At 34.1% G+C, this 18,897-nt stretch carries 11 protein-coding genes; 6 read left to right on the top strand and 5 right to left on the bottom strand.

Annotated features, from left to right (window positions below; all coding sequences use genetic code 11):
• Positions 1-179: 179 nt before the first annotated feature.
• From nagB to ACHRV0_RS08365, 4 genes are all read right to left on the bottom strand, one after another.
• Entirely contained in the window at positions 180-2,108 is a 1,929-nt protein-coding gene (gene nagB, locus ACHRV0_RS08380; RefSeq protein WP_089055122.1) for a glucosamine-6-phosphate deaminase, read from the bottom strand.
• Between the two features lie 31 nt (positions 2,109-2,139).
• Positions 2,140-3,513, bottom strand: a complete 1,374-nt coding sequence (locus ACHRV0_RS08375; RefSeq protein WP_395440495.1) for a sugar MFS transporter — start codon at positions 3,511-3,513, stop codon at positions 2,140-2,142.
• Positions 3,514-3,685: 172 nt separating this feature from the next.
• On the bottom strand, positions 3,686-4,558 hold the full coding sequence (locus ACHRV0_RS08370) for a sugar phosphate nucleotidyltransferase (protein ID WP_089056566.1): 873 nt from the start codon (positions 4,556-4,558) through the stop codon (positions 3,686-3,688).
• A gap of 9 nt (positions 4,559-4,567) precedes the next feature.
• On the bottom strand, positions 4,568-5,659 hold the full coding sequence (locus tag ACHRV0_RS08365; RefSeq protein ID WP_395440494.1) for a mevalonate kinase: 1,092 nt from the start codon (positions 5,657-5,659) through the stop codon (positions 4,568-4,570).
• Positions 5,660-5,890: 231 nt separating this feature from the next.
• On the opposite strand from ACHRV0_RS08365, the gene ACHRV0_RS08360 reads away from it, so the two are divergent.
• On the top strand, positions 5,891-6,928 hold the full coding sequence (locus ACHRV0_RS08360; RefSeq protein WP_395440493.1) for a LacI family DNA-binding transcriptional regulator: 1,038 nt from the start codon (positions 5,891-5,893) through the stop codon (positions 6,926-6,928).
• Positions 6,929-7,103: 175 nt separating this feature from the next.
• Here ACHRV0_RS08360 and ACHRV0_RS08355 read toward each other — a convergent pair whose 3' ends face one another.
• Positions 7,104-7,742: a sugar-binding protein gene (locus tag ACHRV0_RS08355; protein WP_395440492.1), complete on the bottom strand. Its 639-nt coding sequence runs from the start codon at positions 7,740-7,742 to the stop codon at positions 7,104-7,106.
• A gap of 701 nt (positions 7,743-8,443) precedes the next feature.
• Between ACHRV0_RS08355 and ACHRV0_RS08350 the strand changes: the two genes are divergently transcribed.
• The 5 genes from ACHRV0_RS08350 to ACHRV0_RS08330 all read left to right on the top strand — a co-directional run bounded on the left by ACHRV0_RS08350 (position 8,444) and on the right by ACHRV0_RS08330 (position 18,663).
• Positions 8,444-11,542, top strand: a complete 3,099-nt coding sequence (locus ACHRV0_RS08350) for a SusC/RagA family TonB-linked outer membrane protein (protein WP_395440491.1) — start codon at positions 8,444-8,446, stop codon at positions 11,540-11,542.
• 38 nt (positions 11,543-11,580) lie between these two features.
• Entirely contained in the window at positions 11,581-13,092 is a 1,512-nt protein-coding gene (locus ACHRV0_RS08345; RefSeq protein ID WP_129025543.1) for a RagB/SusD family nutrient uptake outer membrane protein, read from the top strand.
• A 100-nt stretch (positions 13,093-13,192) separates the two neighbouring features.
• Positions 13,193-14,605 carry an aryl-sulfate sulfotransferase gene (locus tag ACHRV0_RS08340; protein ID WP_395440490.1) on the top strand — a complete coding sequence of 471 codons (1,413 nt, stop codon included), beginning with the start codon at positions 13,193-13,195 and terminating at the stop codon, positions 14,603-14,605.
• Positions 14,606-14,616: 11 nt separating this feature from the next.
• Positions 14,617-15,618, top strand: a complete 1,002-nt coding sequence (locus tag ACHRV0_RS08335; protein ID WP_395440489.1) for a c-type cytochrome — start codon at positions 14,617-14,619, stop codon at positions 15,616-15,618.
• Between the two features lie 39 nt (positions 15,619-15,657).
• On the top strand, positions 15,658-18,663 hold the full coding sequence (locus tag ACHRV0_RS08330) for a glycoside hydrolase domain-containing protein (RefSeq protein WP_395440488.1): 3,006 nt from the start codon (positions 15,658-15,660) through the stop codon (positions 18,661-18,663).
• Positions 18,664-18,897 lie beyond the last annotated feature (234 nt).

The raw sequence follows: 18,897 nt of genomic DNA, 5'->3' as shown, positions 1-18,897 counted from the left end.
TCTATTTTGTACAAAGCTATTATTATTTTTTATTATTCCACTACTCCCGACAACTATCGAGATAGAAGATTTTAAAAAATTTTCGCCACGAATTCACGAATTAAGTTGAGTACAATTCGTGAATTAGTGGCGAATAAAAACTTAATCTTAGTGCCTCAGAACCTTAGTGCCTTAGCATCTTAGTAATGCCATCTCACAAAAGCTTCCATAGCTGCATAAGTAGCCAAACCTAATTGGTGATACAAAGCTGCTGTTTCTGCATTTCTGTCTTCGGCTCTCTGCCAGAACTCTCTAGCATCTGTTCCTTGAAAAACAACACCGTCTTTTTGAGATTGGTGTTTAAAGATTCCGTGACGTTTAGCTAAAACTTGGTCTGGACTCATTGGTACGGCCATTTCAACCTCGTCAATTCCCCATTCCTGCCAAGCTCCGCGGTATAACCATAACCAACAGTCATCCATGAATGATTTTGGTTTTAAAGCTTTTACTGCTTCAAAAATAGCATCTAAACAAACTTTGTGTGTTCCGTGTGGATCTGCTAAATCTCCTGCTGCATAGATTTGGTGCGGTTTAATTTTTTCAATTAAATCCATTGTTAACTGAATGTCTTCCTGCCCAATTGGTTTTTTCTCAATTGTTCCTGTTTCATAAAACGGAAGTTCCATGAAATGAATCTGCTCGTCTGGCAATCCAACAAAATGACTTGTTGCTCTCGCCTCACCTTTTCTGATCAATCCTTTAATGTAACGTACTTCAGGAATATCAATTTCACTATTCTTTTTATTCTCTAAGAATGTTTGTGCTTTTTTGTAGATGTTATCAGCCTCTTCGCTTTTGATTCCGAATTTTTCGTTGTAATCAATTACGAATCTAGCAAAACGCAGTGCTTCATCATCAGCAACAGCAATATTTCCAGAAGTTTGATATGCTACGTGTACTTCATGTCCTTGCTCTTGCAAACGCATGAAAGTTCCTCCCATACTAATGATGTCATCATCTGGATGCGGGCTGAAAATCAAGACACGTTTTTTAGCAGGCTCTGCTCTTTCAGGACGATTTGCATCATCTGAATTTGGTTTCCCGCCTGGCCAGCCTGTAATTGTATTTTGTAATTTATTAAAAATCTTAATATTAGTATCGTATGCCGGACCTGAATCAGCTAATAAATCGCTCATTCCGTTCTCGATATAATCAGCATCAGTAAGCATTAAAATTGGTTTTTTAAGATCTAATGCCAATCCTAAAACTGCTTTTCTTGTTAATTTATCAGTCCATTCAATTTTCTCAACAAGCCAAGGTTTGTTGATTCTTGTAAGTTTTGAAGATGCTTCTTTATCTAAAATAAAAACGGCATTATTGTGTTCTTGCAAGAAAGAAGCTGGAACACGATTTGTAACTTCGTCTTCAACTGATCTTTTTACAATATTTGCTTTTCCTTCACCCCAAGCTAGTAAGATAACTCTTTTGGCTTCCATGATTTTTTTAACTCCAAGCGTAATTGCAGTTCTTGGTGTATTGTTCAATCCAAAAAAGTCTTTACTTGCCGCTACTCTAGTAATATGATCTAAAGCTACTAAACGTGTTTTAGAGTTTTGAAGCGAACCTGATTCGTTAAAACCGATATGTCCGTTTCCTCCAATTCCTAAAATCTGTAAATCGATTCCGCCTAAAGCTTCAATTTTTGCTTCGTATTCGTGGCAATAGTCAGCAATTTGTTCTTTAGTTAAAAGTCCATCAGGAACATGGGCGTTCTCTGGTAAAATATCGACATGATCAAAAAGTAATTCTTTCATAAAACGAACATAACTATTGATAGAATTTGGTTCCATCGGGTAATATTCATCTAAGTTGAAACTGATTACGTTTTTAAAACTCAAGCCTTCCTCTTTATGCAATCGAACTAGTTCAGCATAAAGTCCTTTTGGAGAAGAACCTGTTGCAAGACCTAGAATACAAGGTTGATTTTCTTTTTGTTTCGATTGAATTAAAGCTGCAATTTCTTGAGCAACTGCTTTTGAAGCTTCGTTCGAATTTTCAAAAACAACTGTGTTGATGTTTTCGAATCGCTTTTCGAAACCTGTTGCTTTGTCGATTTTACTTTTTAACATGATATAGTAGTTTATTATAATTTCTCATTATTCACCAACTTCTATATTTATGACCTTTTACTGCATAAAAAAGAATCATTAAATAAGATGGCAGCAGCATTAAATAAGCAATTTGGTTTCCGCTTTTAGAAACCGCCTGCGTTCCATCTGCGATATTTGATGCGTTTATAGTTTCTGTAATCAGACCGTAAAACAAAGGAAAGATTGCACCGCCAATGATACCCATAATCAAAATGGCACTTCCTATTTTTGTATATCCGCCTAGATCTTCAAGCGCCATTGGCCAAATTGCAGGCCAGCAAAGTGCATTTGCCAAACCTAGTAATGCTACTAAAAGTATTACAACTGGCAAATTTGGAACTCCCGGCAATTGTACCATTATATTTGGCGAGATCAAAACGATTGCTAAAACCAAAATTATACCTAAAACTCCTGAAGCTTTTAAAGCAGTTACCTGAGAAAGGTATTTTGGGATTAGTGATATTCCTAAAATATATCCCACAACCATTGCCGACATTGTAAATGAAGTTAATTTTAAATAAAAATTCCCATCATCACCATAAACTCCCAATTGTTTTCCGAAACCTCCTATAGAATCTCCGGCTAAAACTTCGGCTGCTAAATAAAGCATCAAAGTTACAACTCCTAATACTAATTGTGGGCGTTTAAATGCGTTTTTAATTTGCTTAAAAATACTCAAATTTGTTATATTTCCATCTTCATCCAAATCAATTTCAGGAAGCGGTGATAATTTTACCAATATTGCAAGAACCACAATAATTAGCCCCATATAAATATACGGTGTCTGTAATTGCAAAGCTAAAGCATTTAAAGCGTTTGCTTTTGAAGCTGAATCCAACAGCGCAATTTTATCTGCAGTAAAGTCCTGCATGTTTGACAACACTAAAGCTGTTAATATAATTGGCGCAACAAATCCGGCCATCTTATTTGCAATTCCTAAAACACTAATTCTTGCAGCAGCACTTTCTCTAGGTCCTATTACAACTACATACGGGTTTGCTGCTGTTTGTAATATAGCCAAACCAGTTCCCATGATAAATAAAGCGATCAAAAACAATAAGAAAGTTCTGCTTTCTGCAGCTGGGTAAAACATAAATGCTCCAGCGGCTATGATAAGTAATCCTAATGAAATACCATTTTTATAACCTACTTTTTCGATTACCCAAGAGGATGGAACTGCCATTACAAAATAGGCAATGTAGAAAGCAAAAGTTACAAAATACGCTTGAGAAGAGGTTAATTCGCAAGCTAATTCAAAAAACGGAATTAGTGGTCCGTTTAACCACGTTACAAATCCGAGAATAAAAAACAAAGCGGTCAGAATGACCATTGGAATAATTGCACTCCTTTTGTTTATTTGTATGGCGCTTTCAATGTTTGACATAATACTTTTGGGTTGATAGTTAATAGTTTTTTTATTTTCAACCTAAATTTAGTACCAACACTCACAATCGGTATGCGTATTTTATGCATTTTTATGCATTTTTTTTGCATTGCAAAAGTAATCTAATATGTTGTATTCTGCCCTAAATTAGATATAAATTTTTTGTTAATTTTTATTCCCAGTTCAAAACTGGGTAATACTTTTTAAGATATTCTTTTACTTCTGCAATATCTTCTTTTGCGGTTAAATCGGGAACATGTTCTGAAAATGGAATTCCTAATGTTGTTCCAGGGTTTTCTTTTACTGAGTTCAAAAGCACTGTAGGAAGCTCTTTTTCATCGCGTTCTGGATTTACCGGACAATTTTTAAGATGTGTATACAAAGTACTTCCGTTAAATTTAAAAGCATTCATACTTACTCTTATTTTTCCATCAACGTCTTTATAATTTTCTAAATCGGCTGCTGTTGGTTTCTCTAGAATATCCAATAACTGATTATTCTCGTCTAATTTAGCGATTGCAAAACGCGAAATTCTTTCAAGCGGAAAATCGAGCGCATCACGATCGTAACTGATAAATGCATTTGGACTATTTGTTTCACGAAGTGCTCGCAAGGCTTCTGCTGAATATAAATTATCGCTGTTGCAAACTGAATATTCTTGCAGGTTTAACTCAGGAAACTGCATTACGGCTTGAAACAAAGCATCAGCAGTGCCAAATGGTTTTACTCTTCCTTCAGGAATATATTGTACTGCAAATGAAATATTGAGTCCATGAAAATCATTATCTACATTTTTACTTCCGTAAAACTCTTTAAATAACTCTCCCTGTTCTCCTATAATAATATAGATATTGGTATAACCTGCTTTTTTTGCATTTAATAAAAGATAATCTAATAAAGGTCTTCCGCTTGAACCAACTCCTATTAGACCTTTACTTCTTTCATTGGCTTGCGCTATTTCTTCGGGTGATAAATTATCTAAAACTGCTTCTTTTTTCATACGGGATGATGCTCCGCCCGCAAGAATAACTAAATTGTTGTGCATACTTATTTTTTAAATTTCAATGTTTTCTATAGTTCTTACTCCCGGATCTACATTTACAGCATATGCCTCCTGTGCTCCAGCGTCTAAAATAGCTTTGATTACTGAGTCTTCAATTTGCGGATCTGCAATTACCACAATACTTCCGCCGCCGCCAGAACCTACAATTTTAGCTCCGTAAGCACCAGCTCTCAAGGCAGCATTAATCATAGCATCAATTCGAGGAACTGTAATTTTTAATAAATCACGTAAAACTTCGTGATGCTGATTCATTAATTCTCCAATTTTTTTAAGATCTAAAACTGGTTTTTCAAACTCTTTTAAAGCTTCTTTTGTATAGTGATAATTTTTAAGAGCAGCTTCAAAAAACGGAATTAAACGATCTGGCAGACAATTTCGATAGCGATCAAAATCTTCAATTTTTGAGGCATGCAGATCAAAATCTGGGAAATTTTGTTTGACAATACCTATTGACATCAATGCATTTCCTTTTATTTCTCCGATCAAACCAATTGTTTCTTTAGGAACTCCCGAAACTCCCGTGATTAAGCCTTTTAATCCTGTTCCAATAATTCTATAAGAAAAAGGTTGTTTTGTATTAATATACACGATGTTTCCTACTCCAATACTAAAATGATCCATCATTCCGCCCGGTTCTCCATGTTCTAAAACTTCAGATTCATATCCCAATTTCGACAGGAATTCAGGAGTCACTTCATGATCAATTCCAAAGGCATCGATTAAAAAACGAATCCAAGCCATCAATAAGGCTGACGAACTTGATGTTCCAGAGTTTATTGGAATATCGCCGGTAATTGTAATATTATAACCTGTGTTTGGCACACAACCGTATCTGCGCAGTACGCGCAGTGATGAAGCAAAATAATCACGAGGCTCTAGTTTCTCAAAAGCAGCGTTAATATCAATGGTTCTAACTTCATCAATGTCGATCATGTTTAGAACAAAAGTATTGGAGTTATTTTGTTCTGCGGTTAGTTTTATATTTCGATCTATTGCACAGGCAATAACAGGCAATCCTAAATAATCTTGATGATCTCCAAAGAGACATGTCCGACCTGGGGCTAATGAAGTAATTTTTTTCATTTAAAAAGAGTCATTAAATCATTATATAACAATAGTTTATAATGATTTCTTGGTTATGGATATTTTTTTGATTTTCAATTTTAACTCCACGAAACTATCGATTATATTTTTATAAAACAAGTAAAATTAAAAAAATGTGCTCGAACACACTTTAAAAATGTCCTCGAGCACACTAAATAATTATGAAGTGCTATTTTAAATAATCAAATCAAAGTTTCTATATTTGCTTATATGGATAAAAAGTACACAATTAAGGATATTGCAAAAATGGCAGGAGTTTCTAAAGGAACTGTTGACAGAGTCTTGCATAACAGAGGGAAGGTTTCTCCTACAGCACTTGACAAAATAAACGAGGTTTTGAATGTGATTAACTATGAACCTAACTTAATTGCTCGCAATTTAAAAAACAATAAGATTTATCGTATTTGTGTTTTGCTGCCTGATCCAGAAATAGATCCGTACTGGCTGCCATGTGTAAATGGTATTCAAGATGCAAAAACCGAGTTTAAGGCTTACAGCGTTATTATTGAAACGCACTATTTTAATCCAGAAAGTACTAAATCATTTTTAAGCACTAACGAAAAAATTATCAATCAATCGCCTGATGCTGTTTTAATAGCGCCTTTATTTCATAAAGAAACTCTTGAAATTATTAAACAGTACGACGAATTGAATATTATGGTTAATACTTTTAATAACCAGGTTGAATCTTCTTCTATCAAGAGTTTTGTTGGGCAAGATTTGTACAAAAGCGGTCGTGTTGCTGCTAGTTTAATGAATTTGATTTTGCCAAAAGGTCAAATTGCAATTATACATATTGACGAGAGCCTTAAAAATGCAGTTCACATGCAGAAAAAGGAGCAAGGTTTTAGAAATTATTTTGAAGAGAAAAATCTTTCTGATTTCAATTTAACGACTTTAAAATTAAAACACTCTAACATCGAGACTAAATTCACCGCTTTTTTAGAGGAGAATCCTAATTTGAGCGGTATTTTTATCACGACTTCTAAAGCGTATCAAATAGCTTCTCTATTGACTTCTACAAAAGATAAAAAAATCGCAATTATTGGTTATGATTTAATTGAAAAGAATGTAAACTTCTTGAATCAAGGATTAGTTCATTTTTTAATTCATCAAAATCAAAAAAGACAAGCTTATTTAGGTGTCAGCACTTTAGTCGAACACTTTTTATTTAGAAAAGATATTCCTGAAACTATTTTACTGCCTATCGATATTATTAATGTCGAAAATGCTTCGTTTTACGCTTAATCCGTTTTGTTGCGAAGACACTACGTTTTTTTTTGAAATCATATATACACTAAAAGTCTAATCTGCTAAATCTGCAAACCAAAAATGGCACGCAAATTTAGCAGATTAGTTTTTTTTTATTAAAACCTCTGAACCTCTGCCTCTTTGAACCTTTGGACCTTTTTTTCATAAAAACCTATTTCATCAAAATAAATCTGCCAAAAGAAGAAGCAATGTGAAAATTAGGCGTTTCGGTATTTGGATTTACCCATGAAATCCAGGTTGGCTCGTATGCTCCATTTCCTGCTTTAGAAAATTTAGCTCGGTACACACCGGTTTCAATTACGTTATTTTGAATCAAATCTAATTCTTCAAGTGATTTTATACTAATCTTACCTTCCACGGTAAAAGACTTTTCATCTTTTAAAGCTTTTAAGTGTAAATTATCTTTTGGCCAATTCCAATTAAAATCAAATTTTCTGTCTGGGTAAGCCTCAAAATCCATAGTTCTTGTTTCAGCATCCATTTCGAGACAATAATAAGGACTTAATTTCTCATCTTTTCTAAAAAAGAGCTCTACTCTATCTGAGTTTCCGATACTATCAATACTATCATCTTTTTTATCAATATAAACATCAGTATCAAAAACTCTAAAATTAAAAAAGAGATTTTCAAGATCCCAGCAAGCTCTAAATTCAATTTTAGAAATAGAATCACTTTTCCAAGGAGAACAAAAATCAGTCAAACAGTTTGCTTTTTCCCAGGTCTTAAAATCTAAAATTTCATCAGAATTTTGCTCTTGTTTCTCTACTAAAATTACTTGATATTCTTTCACAATTATATTTCTTAAAATTTGTTAATTTTTTATTTCTTCAAAAATAGAAAATGACACAAAAAAGGTCATTTTTTTTTGCTTTTTTCGAGATTACTAAAGTAGTTTAAAATTCAAGAAAAAAAACACAACTCAAATAAAAATAAAATTGCCTAAAATTGTTTTAAAGCAATAAGAAAAGCCTGATGAATTATCATTTGACCTATATTATCATTACGAATTTCATAAAGTTTTAATAAAACAACACCAACAATAGCCACAAACAACCATTTCAAGTAAAAAACCCTCAAATTTGCTGATCTTTTTAATCGCTGCTTAATTTGTAGATATTCTATCTTTTTAAGTAAAAAAAAATGTTTTATGTAATTTTATGTGCTCGAGAACATTTTTTTTATGTGTTCGAGCACATTTTTTATGTTTTTTCTTGTTTAGTAAAAATATAATCGATAGTTTCGTTATATAATAATCTTAAAAATAAGTTAATTAAAGTCTTTTTTAAGCATTTTTAACTCTTATAAAAATGACCAAAAACGAGTAAAAACGCTAAAATTAGGTCAAAAATAAAGGGTGTATTTATAGACGAAAAACGACTCAATTATAATTCAAAAAAAGAGGAAACCTAAATTTAAAACCAAGTAAAAAGAAAAGAAAACCTACAAAACAAAAAACACAATTTTTATTAACCAAAAAAACCAATTAAGAGTATGAAATTATTAACCCAAAAAAAACCAAGAGACTTTCGGATTAACAATTTATCCGGGAAAGAAATTAAACTCACGATTCTTTCGTTGTTAGTTTTCACATTTCAAGCTTCGGCAGCGACTTCTGTAAGTGTGTCTTCTAAAACCAATACTTCGTTGTTTTTTGAAAAAACGGTAAAGGGTAAAGTAACAGATCAAAACGGACTTCCCTTGCCAGGTGTAAACGTAACCATAAAAGGCACCAAAACGGGCGTTCAAACTGATGTTGACGGAAGTTTTGCTATTACAGTTCCAGATAGTGCTACTAAACTTGTTATAACATACATTGGTATGGAAGACCAAGAGGTAACAATAGGAAGTGCACCTCTTAAAATTGTCATGAAAGAAGCTGGTCAAAAATTAGAGGAAGTTGTTATTGGATATGGAAAAGCCAGAAAAAAAGACCTTACTGGTTCTGTGAGTTCTGTTGGAAAAGACAATTTAAATTTAGGAGGAACTATTGCTAATGTTGGACAAGCTCTTCAAGGTCGTGCCTCTGGAGTTCAAGTACAGCAAAACAGTTATGCTCCAGGAACTACTCCAAATGTTGTCATTAGAGGAGGAAACTCTATTAACAATTCAAATGGGCCATTATATGTTGTTGATGGTTTTATTACAAGTTCAGGAGGTTCTATCAGTCCAAACGATATTGAAAACATTCAGATATTAAAAGACGCTTCTTCTACTGCTATTTATGGTTCAAGAGGAGCAAATGGTGTAATCTTGATTACGACTAAAAAAGGAAAATTAGGTAAAATGCAGGTTGAAGCAGAGATTTCTGATGGTTTTCAAAACATCATTAATAAACCTACATTACTAACCGGTCAGCAATTTGTTGATATTCAAAATGCAATTCAACTTGAAAACGGAAGACCTCCTCTTTTTCCAGCGAGTCTTCCTGTAGCGAATACGAATTGGTTTGATGCTGCAACACGCCCAGGTGAAGTACTAAACAGATCTCTTACTTTTAGCGGAAGCGATCAAACATCTAAATTTTTTCTTTCTGGAAATTACATCAAACAAACCGGAGCCATTGAAAATACTGATTTCGAAAGATACAGTGTGAGAATGGGAGGCGAAAAAAGATTTAACAGCAAATTAAATATGGGTACCAATTTTTATGGTGCCGCAACAGAAGGAAACAATAGTGACTTTGGAGATAATATTCTATCGCCAATGTTTTCAATTCAAACTGCCTACCCTAATCTCCCGATTTATAATGCTGACGGAACTTACAATAAGTACTTAGGTAAGGATAACGCACTAGCCCTTTTATTAGAGCCTACAGATCATATTATCAATAGAATGGTTAACGGTAATATGTTTTTAGACTATGAAATCATCAAAGGCTTAACGTATCATTTTGGCGCAGGCGCTGAATGGCAGGAAAATATTGAAGGAAAATATACACCAAGAACATTAACAGCAGGAGCTGCTTTGAAAGGAACTGGTTCTGAAGAAAATAAAACTTATTTTAGATGGAGTACTGAACAATATTTGACTTATAAGTTTAATATTAAAGAACAGCATGCTATAACAGCAATGATTGGTACTTCTAATCAAAAAGATACTTACGAAAGAATGAAAGCTTCTGGATCTGGATTTTCTAGTGATGTATTGACTTACTATAACCTGCAAGGTGCTGAAGTGTATTTGAAACCAGAAACACAAAAATTGGAGACAAAATTAACTTCTTACTTCGGAAGGTTAAATTATGCCTTTAACGATAAATACTTAGCTTCATTTACACTGAGAAGAGACGGTTCTTCTCGTTTTGGACCAAATAATAAATACGGAACATTCCCTTCTGGTGCTATTGCATGGAAAATCTCTAATGAACCTTTTATGCAAAAAGTAAATTCTGTTTCAGAACTTAAATTAAGAGTAAGTTACGGTATTACAGGAAATGACGGTATTGGAGATTATGCGTACATGAACACATTAAAATCTTGGGGTGCAACAATTGCTCCTGATAGTTTCGTAGGTGCCAATGAACCTGAAAACTTACCAAATCCTAATTTAAAATGGGAAGAAACAGCCCAAACTAACATAGGTTTAGACATGGGATTTTTAGACAGTAAAATAACGGCAACGATTGATGTGTACAAAAAGAGAACTACAGATGCGTTGATCAGAGTGCCTGTTGGCGGATGGTGGGGTTTTAACAATCAAACCATGAACTCTGGAGTTATTGACAACCAAGGTATTGAACTAGGAATTACCACTACAAACTATAGAAATGATAAATTTCTGTGGACAACTTCCTTGAATGTTGCTTACAATAAACAAGAAGTTATATCTCTAGCTGATAATGTTAAAATTATTAGTACTAATACTTCTAACCCAAGCGGAACGGTTTCTGGAAGAGAATTTACAAGATTAGAGCCAGGAAAAGAAATGGGAGTATTGTACGGATTTAAATATGCCGGCGTAATCAAAACTGGAGAAGTTTATGCACCGCAGCCTTTGTCTAAACCTGGAGATCCAAAATATGAAGATCTTACGGGAGATGGAAAAATCACTGCTGATGATAGAACATACTTAGGAAATTCTACTCCGCATTATATCGCAGGTTTCAACAATGATTTTAGATTTGGAAATTTTGATATGAACATCTTTTTCCAAGGAGCCTTTGATTATTCTGTTTATAACATGACTAAAATGGTAGGAGAATCCAGCACAAGCACTGACGCTCTAAATCGTTGGGTAGCTGGAACTAATGAAAACACAGATATTCCGAGAGACGGTTACTACAAAAGTACTTATGGCAGTTATGTAAATTCAAAATTTGTTGAAGATGCCTCTTACATTCGTTTGAAAAATGTTTCTATCGGATATTCTATTCCAGAAAGTGCATTAAGACAAGTAAAATTTATAGACAATATTAGATTGTATGCCATAGGACAGAATTTATTGACTATTACAAATTATTCTGGAAACGATCCTGAAATAAATGGGCATACAAGCAGCTCTACTGCACAAAACATTGGTGGAGGAATTGATTTTAACTCTTTTCCAGCTTCTAGAACGTTTATTTTAGGCATAAAAGTGACTATTCACTAGTCTAAAAAGCTTTTTTAGTAACATTTAAATTTATTAAAATGAAAAAACATACAATATTATTACTATTACTAGCTGCTGGAGTACAATTTTCCTGTAATCAGGATCTTGAACCTACGGTATATAGTAGTTTGACCAATACCAATGGGTATCAAACAAAGTCAGATGCTATTGCTGCAGTCAATTCCGTTTATGGCAGACTAAAAGGTCCTTCTGTGGGCGATAACTTTTCGTACTGGGCTACAAGACACTTTGCTCTAACAGATATTGCTACAGATTTAGGTCATTGCCAATTTGGTGGAGATCCAGGACAATTATCACTAGGAACTTGGAATTCTAGTAACGGATTGCTTCAAGAAGACTGGAATGCGATGTATAAATTGATTGCCAATGCAAATAATGCGATTTTTAATATCGCCAAAATGTCTGGAATAACTGCTGCCGAAAAGGCACAATTTATTGCTGAAGCCAAATTTTTGAGAGCTTCTTCATATATGGATTTAACGGATGCTTGGGGACCTGTAGTTTTAATTACAGAAGCTAATTTAGGAAACCCTGGTTATTTAGAACAAATAGCTCCCTCGTCAGTAGAAGAAATAGATGCTTTCCTGATCAAAGAATTAAATGAAGCTGCAGATGTACTGCCTTTAAATTACCAGAATAATCCAATTTATGGTACTAATGATGTAGCACGTGCTACAAAAGGCGCCGCACTTACTTTATTGGCAAAGTTATACCTGCGCAGTCATGATTGGCAAAAAGTAGCAACACTTACGCAGCAAGTAATGAACTTGAACCAGTACAGTCTTTATCCGTCATATTTAGGATTATTTAAAGAAAGTAACAAATGGTGCTCAGAAAACATCTTTTCTTCGCTTAGTGATGCAAATGTAAACGGAACAGAATTATTGAACCATTTTGGACCAACAGATCATCCAGTTGTACAAAACAGATGGCAGTATTACACTGTAAACTGGGATTTCTTTAATACATTTGGTAATGAAGATGATAGAAAAAAATGTTTCTTTCCAGAGTTTATGGGATCAGATGGTTTATTGCACAAGCAAGCACCAACTTTGGGCGCGCAGCCGCCTGCTGGTGTACTTTATATGCCGGATGTAGCGACTAGAAAATATGCTGATGATGAAACTACAACCTATTATGATGGTCATAGTGTGAATATTTTACGCTATGCAGATGTATTACTGAGCAGAGCTGAAGCCTTAAACGAAATCAGCGGACCAACAGCTGAAGCTGTAGATCTGATTAATCAAGTAAAAGGAAGATCGCATGCAAAACTATTAATTCTATCAGAACATACTCAAGCTTCTTTAAGAGATGCTATTTTACAAGAAAGAGGATGGGAACTTTTCTATGAAGGAAAACGTCGTGCCGATTTGATTAGAATGAACAAATATGATGTTCTGGTAAATGCTTATCATCTTAGAGTTGGCGAAGCAGCGTTAATCAAAATGCCGCAAAACAAGTATTATACTTATCCACAAAGTCAAGTTGATCTTAATCCAAAATTGAGTAATGCTGACAGGCAATAAATAAATTTTAAATCAGGAATAGACAGTTAAATAATCTGTCTATTCTTGATTTTTTTATACAAAAAAGCACTTTTCTGTTTCATTCAAAAAAGCCTTTATAATGATCAAAAAACTAATTTTAAAATGGAGCTTTATTTTGGTAATACTTGCATTTGCAAGCTGTTCCAAAAAACAAGGTAATTATATCACAAAAATTAATATTGGGACTCATAGTAACAACGAATTGAAAATTCAAATCGATGTTACTACGAATGACGATGTACAGGTATATGCCGAATATTGGACTGCAAAAAATGGAACTAAAAACAAGATAATTTCTCCAATTTCAAAAAAAGGGCTTTCGCATTCTTTAGTGCTTCTTAATATAATTCCTGAAACCGATTATAATTTTAAATTAATTACAGTACAAGGAAATGAAAAAGACAGCAGTAAAGTGTACAATTTTAAATCACGAAAACTGCAGGAATGGCTGCAAAAAAAGTTCAAAGCAAATTCTCCAAAACCAGAGCTTTTACCGCAAAACTTCAAAAAAGGGTTTATGCTTATGGCTAAAAGAGAAACGCCTGGAACAGCATTTATTGTTGATTACAAAGGAAATATTAGATGGTATCATACAGTAGAAAATACTGGTTTTAAAGTAACTCATTTCACAAAAGAGCAAACTATACTTTCCATTCTAGGAACCAATGATGAACCTACAAGTTATGGCAGCGAAATTCTAGAAATTAACCTTCAAGGCGATACTTTAACACATATTAAAAAAGGACAAGGTGATCTTAAACAAGTTATCCACCATGAAATCATAAAAAAATCAGCAAATGAAATTGTTACTTTATTTGTTGATACAAGAATCACAGATTTATCTTCAATTGGTGGAAAAAAGAGAGATACTATAAATGGTGATGGAATCCTAATTCTAGACAAAAAAGGAAAACAAATTTGGAAATGGAGTGTTTTTGATGATCTGGATCCAATGAAAGACAAAGCTTTATTGAAAACTAAAAAAGACTGGATGCATGCCAACAGTCTAAATTATGATAAAGACGGTAATTTTTTAATCTCGTTTTACAACAACGGACAAATTTGGAAAGTCGATGCTAAATCAGGTAAAGTAATTTGGAAATTAGGACGAAACGGCACTATGAAAATGGCTAAGGACAGCGATTTCTCGCAAGCACACGCTGCCCACATTAATCAAGACGGAAGTTTGATGTTTTTTGATAATGGTGTAGACAAAAAGCAATCATCGGTTTTTGCACTTAAAGTAGACGAAAAAAATAAAGCAGTACAACTTGATTTCCATGTAAACCTGCCAAAAGATATTTACAACGATAGAATGGGAAGCGCCTATATGATCAATAAAGATCTCATATTGGTTTGCTGCTCTAAAAGACATATAACGGTTTTAACCAACAAAAAAGGAGTATTACTTTGGGCTTTAGAGTCAGAAATACCTCCTTATCGCGTACAATTTATTCCAGAAGAAAATATGAAACCTTTTCTTTTAAATTAAAAATTTTAGTCATGAAAAAAATAATTCTTATTGGACTCTTTTCAGCATTGTCACTGGCTGTTTTCAATTCCTGCACCAAATCAAATTCTCAAACTTTGGCTTCAAAAACAACCGAAGACAGAGAAGAAGACGAAGGTTATATCACAATTGACACTTCTGAAATTCCTGACGATCAGTTTGGAAAATCAGTTCGTTACGGAAGAGAATTAATGCTTAAAACGGCTTATTATATTGGCCCAAATGGTATTAACGGAAAATATTTAGGCAACAAAATGAATTGTACCAACTGTCATCAAGATGCTGGTACAAAACCTTATGCCTTCAACTTAATGTCGTCGCACGATAATTATCCTCAATATCGCGGGCGCGAAAACAAAGTGCTTACACTTGCTGAACGTGTAAACAATTGTGTAATGAGACCACATTCAGGAAAACCACTTCCGCTTGACGGAAAAGAAATGGTTGCTTTTTTATCTTATTTTAAATGGATCAGCAAATATGTTCCAAAAGACGGACAATTTAAAGGCGCAAAAAATCTAGAAATAGAGTTTCCAGACGTAGCCGCAAGTCCGGAAAGAGGAAAAGCATTATTTGCTGAAAATTGTGCTCGCTGTCACGGAAATAATGGCGAAGGAGTTTATAATGCAGACAAATCAGGCTACACCTACCCGCCTCTATGGGGAAAATATGCTTATCAGCCCGGCTCAAGTATGCACCGCGTTATCAAACAAGCGCAATGGTTAAAAAGCAATATGCCGTATGATAAAGTAACTTTAGGAAAACCATATCTTACTGATGCCGAAGCACTCGATATTGCTGCCTACGTAAATAATGATGCCATTCATGAAAGACCAAATCCTAAAACATTAGATTATCCTAATAAAATGGGAAAACCTATTGATTATGCACACAGCCCTTTTAGTGACAATTTTTCTGAAGAACAGCATAAATACGGACCATATAAACCTATTATCGCGTATTGGAAAAAAAACGGATGGAAAGCCGTTTACTAAATATCAAAGCACACTTTTTAACTTGAACATAAAAACACAATGAAACTAAACCTAAAAAATAACGAAATACTAAGCAGCATATTGATTATGTGCCTTTTCATTTTCAGTATTCCATTGACTGCACAAATAAAATATACAGACGGCAACGACAGTTGGAATCCTAATTTACTGGGAAATCATCGTGTTCTTGTTAACTTTTCCGGTACAGGAAATATCGCTAAAACGACCATAGAATGGCGTAGAAGAGATGAAAAACCTGAACTTAAAAAAGTTATTGTTCAAGATGCTGCAGGCAAAGAAGTTCTTAATGTAAAAACAGAAAACATCAACCGAGAAAACGGAACAATTTACTTTGAACCAATTTCTGGCAAAGGAACTTATTATGTTTATTATATGCCTTACATTGACGAAGGCACAGCCAATTATCCAAAAGGAATTTATGCTAAGGCTGAATACAAATCTGATGCGCAATGGATTTCTAAAATAAAAACAGGTTTAAAAGACAATTGTACCGTTACAGAAATTCAAAGTGTAAATGCTTTTAATAGTTTTTATCCAATGGAAGTAATTGCAACAGCTACCGAAACTTCTGCAATTATTGCTAAAAACAGCGGCAGTACTTTTTTGGTTTTCCCAGAAGATAGACTGCATTCTATTCGAATGAAAAATGATTTACCACAACGCTGGATCGAAAAAGGTGTACAAAACAATTTTTCTGATACGGCAAAGAAAGGCGAATATTTGGCTTTTCAATTAGGAGTATACGCTCTTACAGATTTAAAAAATGTAAAAATATCTTTTACGAATTTAGTAAGTACAACTGGAGCCACAATAGAAGGGAAAGATATCAGCTGTATCAACACTGACGGAACAAAATATGACGGCACTCCTTTTACCAATACTGTTTCTGTTTCAAAAGGAAAAATTCAGGCAATGTGGTGCGGCATCGATGTTCCGCAAACTGCTGCGGCTGGAAATTATACAGGAAAAGCAACAGTTACCGCTGACGGAAAGTCTACAGCAATCACACTTCAAATAACAGTAACCAATGAAGTTACAAAAAACGGAGGTATTGACAGTCCTGAAAAAATGACGCGTTTAAAATGGTTAAACTCTACATTAGCTCAAGAAAATACTGTTATTGCACCTTATACTCCACTTGTGGTAAAAGATGCTGAAATTTCTTTATTGGGTCGTAAAGTGGTTTTAGGAACTAATGGTTTCCCAACTCAAATACAAACTTTTTTCACGCCAGAAATGACAACTGTTACTACAAAGGCAAACGATATTTTAAGTGCTCCAATAACATTTCATTTTGTAGATGCAACAGGAAAAGAATCATTACAATGGAAAAATAACGGCTTAAAATTCACTAAAAAAGAGGTAGGAACCGTAGCTTGGGAAAGCACATCTACATCAAAATCAGTTCAAATGGATGTAAATGCTGCCGTTGAGTTTGATGGTTTTTTACATTATACCGTTAAAATTACTGCTTTAGAAGACGCTTCATTCAACGACATTAATTTTCAGTTACCAATGCAGCCAACATCTGCAAAATATATGATGGGACTTGGTCAAAAAGGCGGAGATCGTCCTGCATCTTTTGACTGGAAATGGGATGTTGCACACAAAAATCAAGACGGCGCTTGGATTGGTGCTGTAAATTCTGGGTTGCAGTTTTCATTAAGAGACGAAAAATACAGCCGTCCGTTAAACACCAATTTCTATTTACAAAAGCCATTATTATTACCCACTTCTTGGGGTAACGAAAACAAAGGCGGAATCACCATTACACCAAACCAAAAATCAGTTTTGGTAAATGCCTACAGCGGTGCTCGCAGCATGAAAAAAGGAGATGTTTTGTATTATAACTTTACATTATTGATCACTCCGTTTCATACCATCAATACAGATTTTCAATGGGATAATAAATTTTATCACAAATACAGCCCAATCGATTCTATTGCTCAAACTGGTGCAACTGTAATCAATATTCACCATGCAAATGCGATCAATCCTTACATCAACTATCCTTTTATCGAATTTAAAAAGATGAAAAACTATATTGATGAAGCGCACCAAAAAGGTTTAAAAGTAAAAATATACAATACCGTTAGAGAAGTTTCGAATAAAGCTTATGAAACTTTTGCTTTAAAAAGCTTAGGTCATGAAATTTATTCTCCAGGAAAAGGCGGCGGATTTTCTTGGCTTCAAGAACACGTAGGCGATGATTATATCGCAGCTTGGTTTGTTCCTGAAATTAAAGATGCGGCAATTGTAAACAGCGGTATGAATCGTTGGCACAATTACTACGTAGAAGGAATGAATTGGTTAACACAAAACGTTGGTATTGATGGAATTTATTTGGACGATGTTGCTTTTGACAGAATCACAATGAAACGTATTAAAAGAGTTTTAACCAAAGACGGTCACCCAGGAATTATCGATTTGCACAGTGCGAATCAGTACAACAAAAGCGATGGTTTTAATAACAGCGCCAATTTATATATGGAGCACTTTCCATACATCAATAAACTATGGTTTGGAGAATATTTTGATTACGAAAAAGGACAACCTGACTTTTTCCTAACTGAAGTGAGCGGAATTCCTTTTGGATTAATGGGCGAAATGCTGCAAGACGGAGGAAATCCATGGAGAGGAATGGTTTATGGAATGACAAACAGACTTCCGTGGAGCAATAATGCTGATCCAAGAAATATCTGGAAATTATGGGATTCTTTTGGAATCAAAGGTTCTGAGATGATTGGATATTGGAGCGAAAACTGTCCAGTAAAAACAAATAATGATAAAGTATTAGCAACCGTTTACAAAAAGAACGGAACAGCTTTAATTTCTATTGCAAGCTGGGCTGATACTGACGTAAATGTAAAATTGAACATCGATTGGAAAAAACTAGGAATAAATCCTGCCAAAGCAACAATTACAGCTCCAGAAGTTATCAATTTCCAGCCTTCAAAAACTTTTACTGCAAAAGATGAAATTCCAGTAGCAAAAGGAAAAGGATGGTTATTGATTGTTAAATAAATTAAAGACAGTAAGTATACCACGTCCAGTCTGTCATTTCGACGTAAGGAGAAATCACACTTGTATATCAACAAAGATTAGCAATTTTCTACGCGGAGTTTCTAGTGTGATTTCTCCTTACGTCGAAATGACAAATTACTATAAAAATTAATGCCTCAGATTTTAATGATTAATATAAAATTAATATTTATCCCTTCAAAAAAATCATTAAATCTGTGTAATCTGTAACAAAAA

The sequence above is a fragment of the Flavobacterium sp. FlaQc-30 genome (assembly GCF_044005885.1).
Classification (GTDB): Bacteria; Bacteroidota; Bacteroidia; order Flavobacteriales; family Flavobacteriaceae; genus Flavobacterium.
Note: the sequence above shows the minus strand (reverse complement) of the source record. Positions and strands in the feature narration are given on the sequence as shown.

Excerpts from the sequence above, each read along its gene's own strand:
- ACHRV0_RS08370 (WP_089056566.1), bottom strand. The coding sequence starts at position 4,558 with ATGCACAACAATTTAGTTATTCTTGCGGGCGGAGCATCATCCCGTATG.
- ACHRV0_RS08365 (WP_395440494.1), bottom strand. The coding sequence starts at position 5,659 with ATGAAAAAAATTACTTCATTAGCCCCAGGTCGGACATGTCTCTTTGGA.
- ACHRV0_RS08330 (WP_395440488.1), top strand. The coding sequence starts at position 15,658 with ATGAAACTAAACCTAAAAAATAACGAAATACTAAGCAGCATATTGATT.
- nagB (WP_089055122.1), bottom strand. The coding sequence starts at position 2,108 with ATGTTAAAAAGTAAAATCGACAAAGCAACAGGTTTCGAAAAGCGATTC.
- ACHRV0_RS08345 (WP_129025543.1), top strand. The coding sequence starts at position 11,581 with ATGAAAAAACATACAATATTATTACTATTACTAGCTGCTGGAGTACAA.
- ACHRV0_RS08335 (WP_395440489.1), top strand. The coding sequence starts at position 14,617 with ATGAAAAAAATAATTCTTATTGGACTCTTTTCAGCATTGTCACTGGCT.
- ACHRV0_RS08360 (WP_395440493.1), top strand. The coding sequence starts at position 5,891 with ATGGATAAAAAGTACACAATTAAGGATATTGCAAAAATGGCAGGAGTT.
- ACHRV0_RS08350 (WP_395440491.1), top strand. The coding sequence starts at position 8,444 with ATGAAATTATTAACCCAAAAAAAACCAAGAGACTTTCGGATTAACAAT.
- ACHRV0_RS08375 (WP_395440495.1), bottom strand. The coding sequence starts at position 3,513 with ATGTCAAACATTGAAAGCGCCATACAAATAAACAAAAGGAGTGCAATT.
- ACHRV0_RS08340 (WP_395440490.1), top strand. The coding sequence starts at position 13,193 with ATGATCAAAAAACTAATTTTAAAATGGAGCTTTATTTTGGTAATACTT.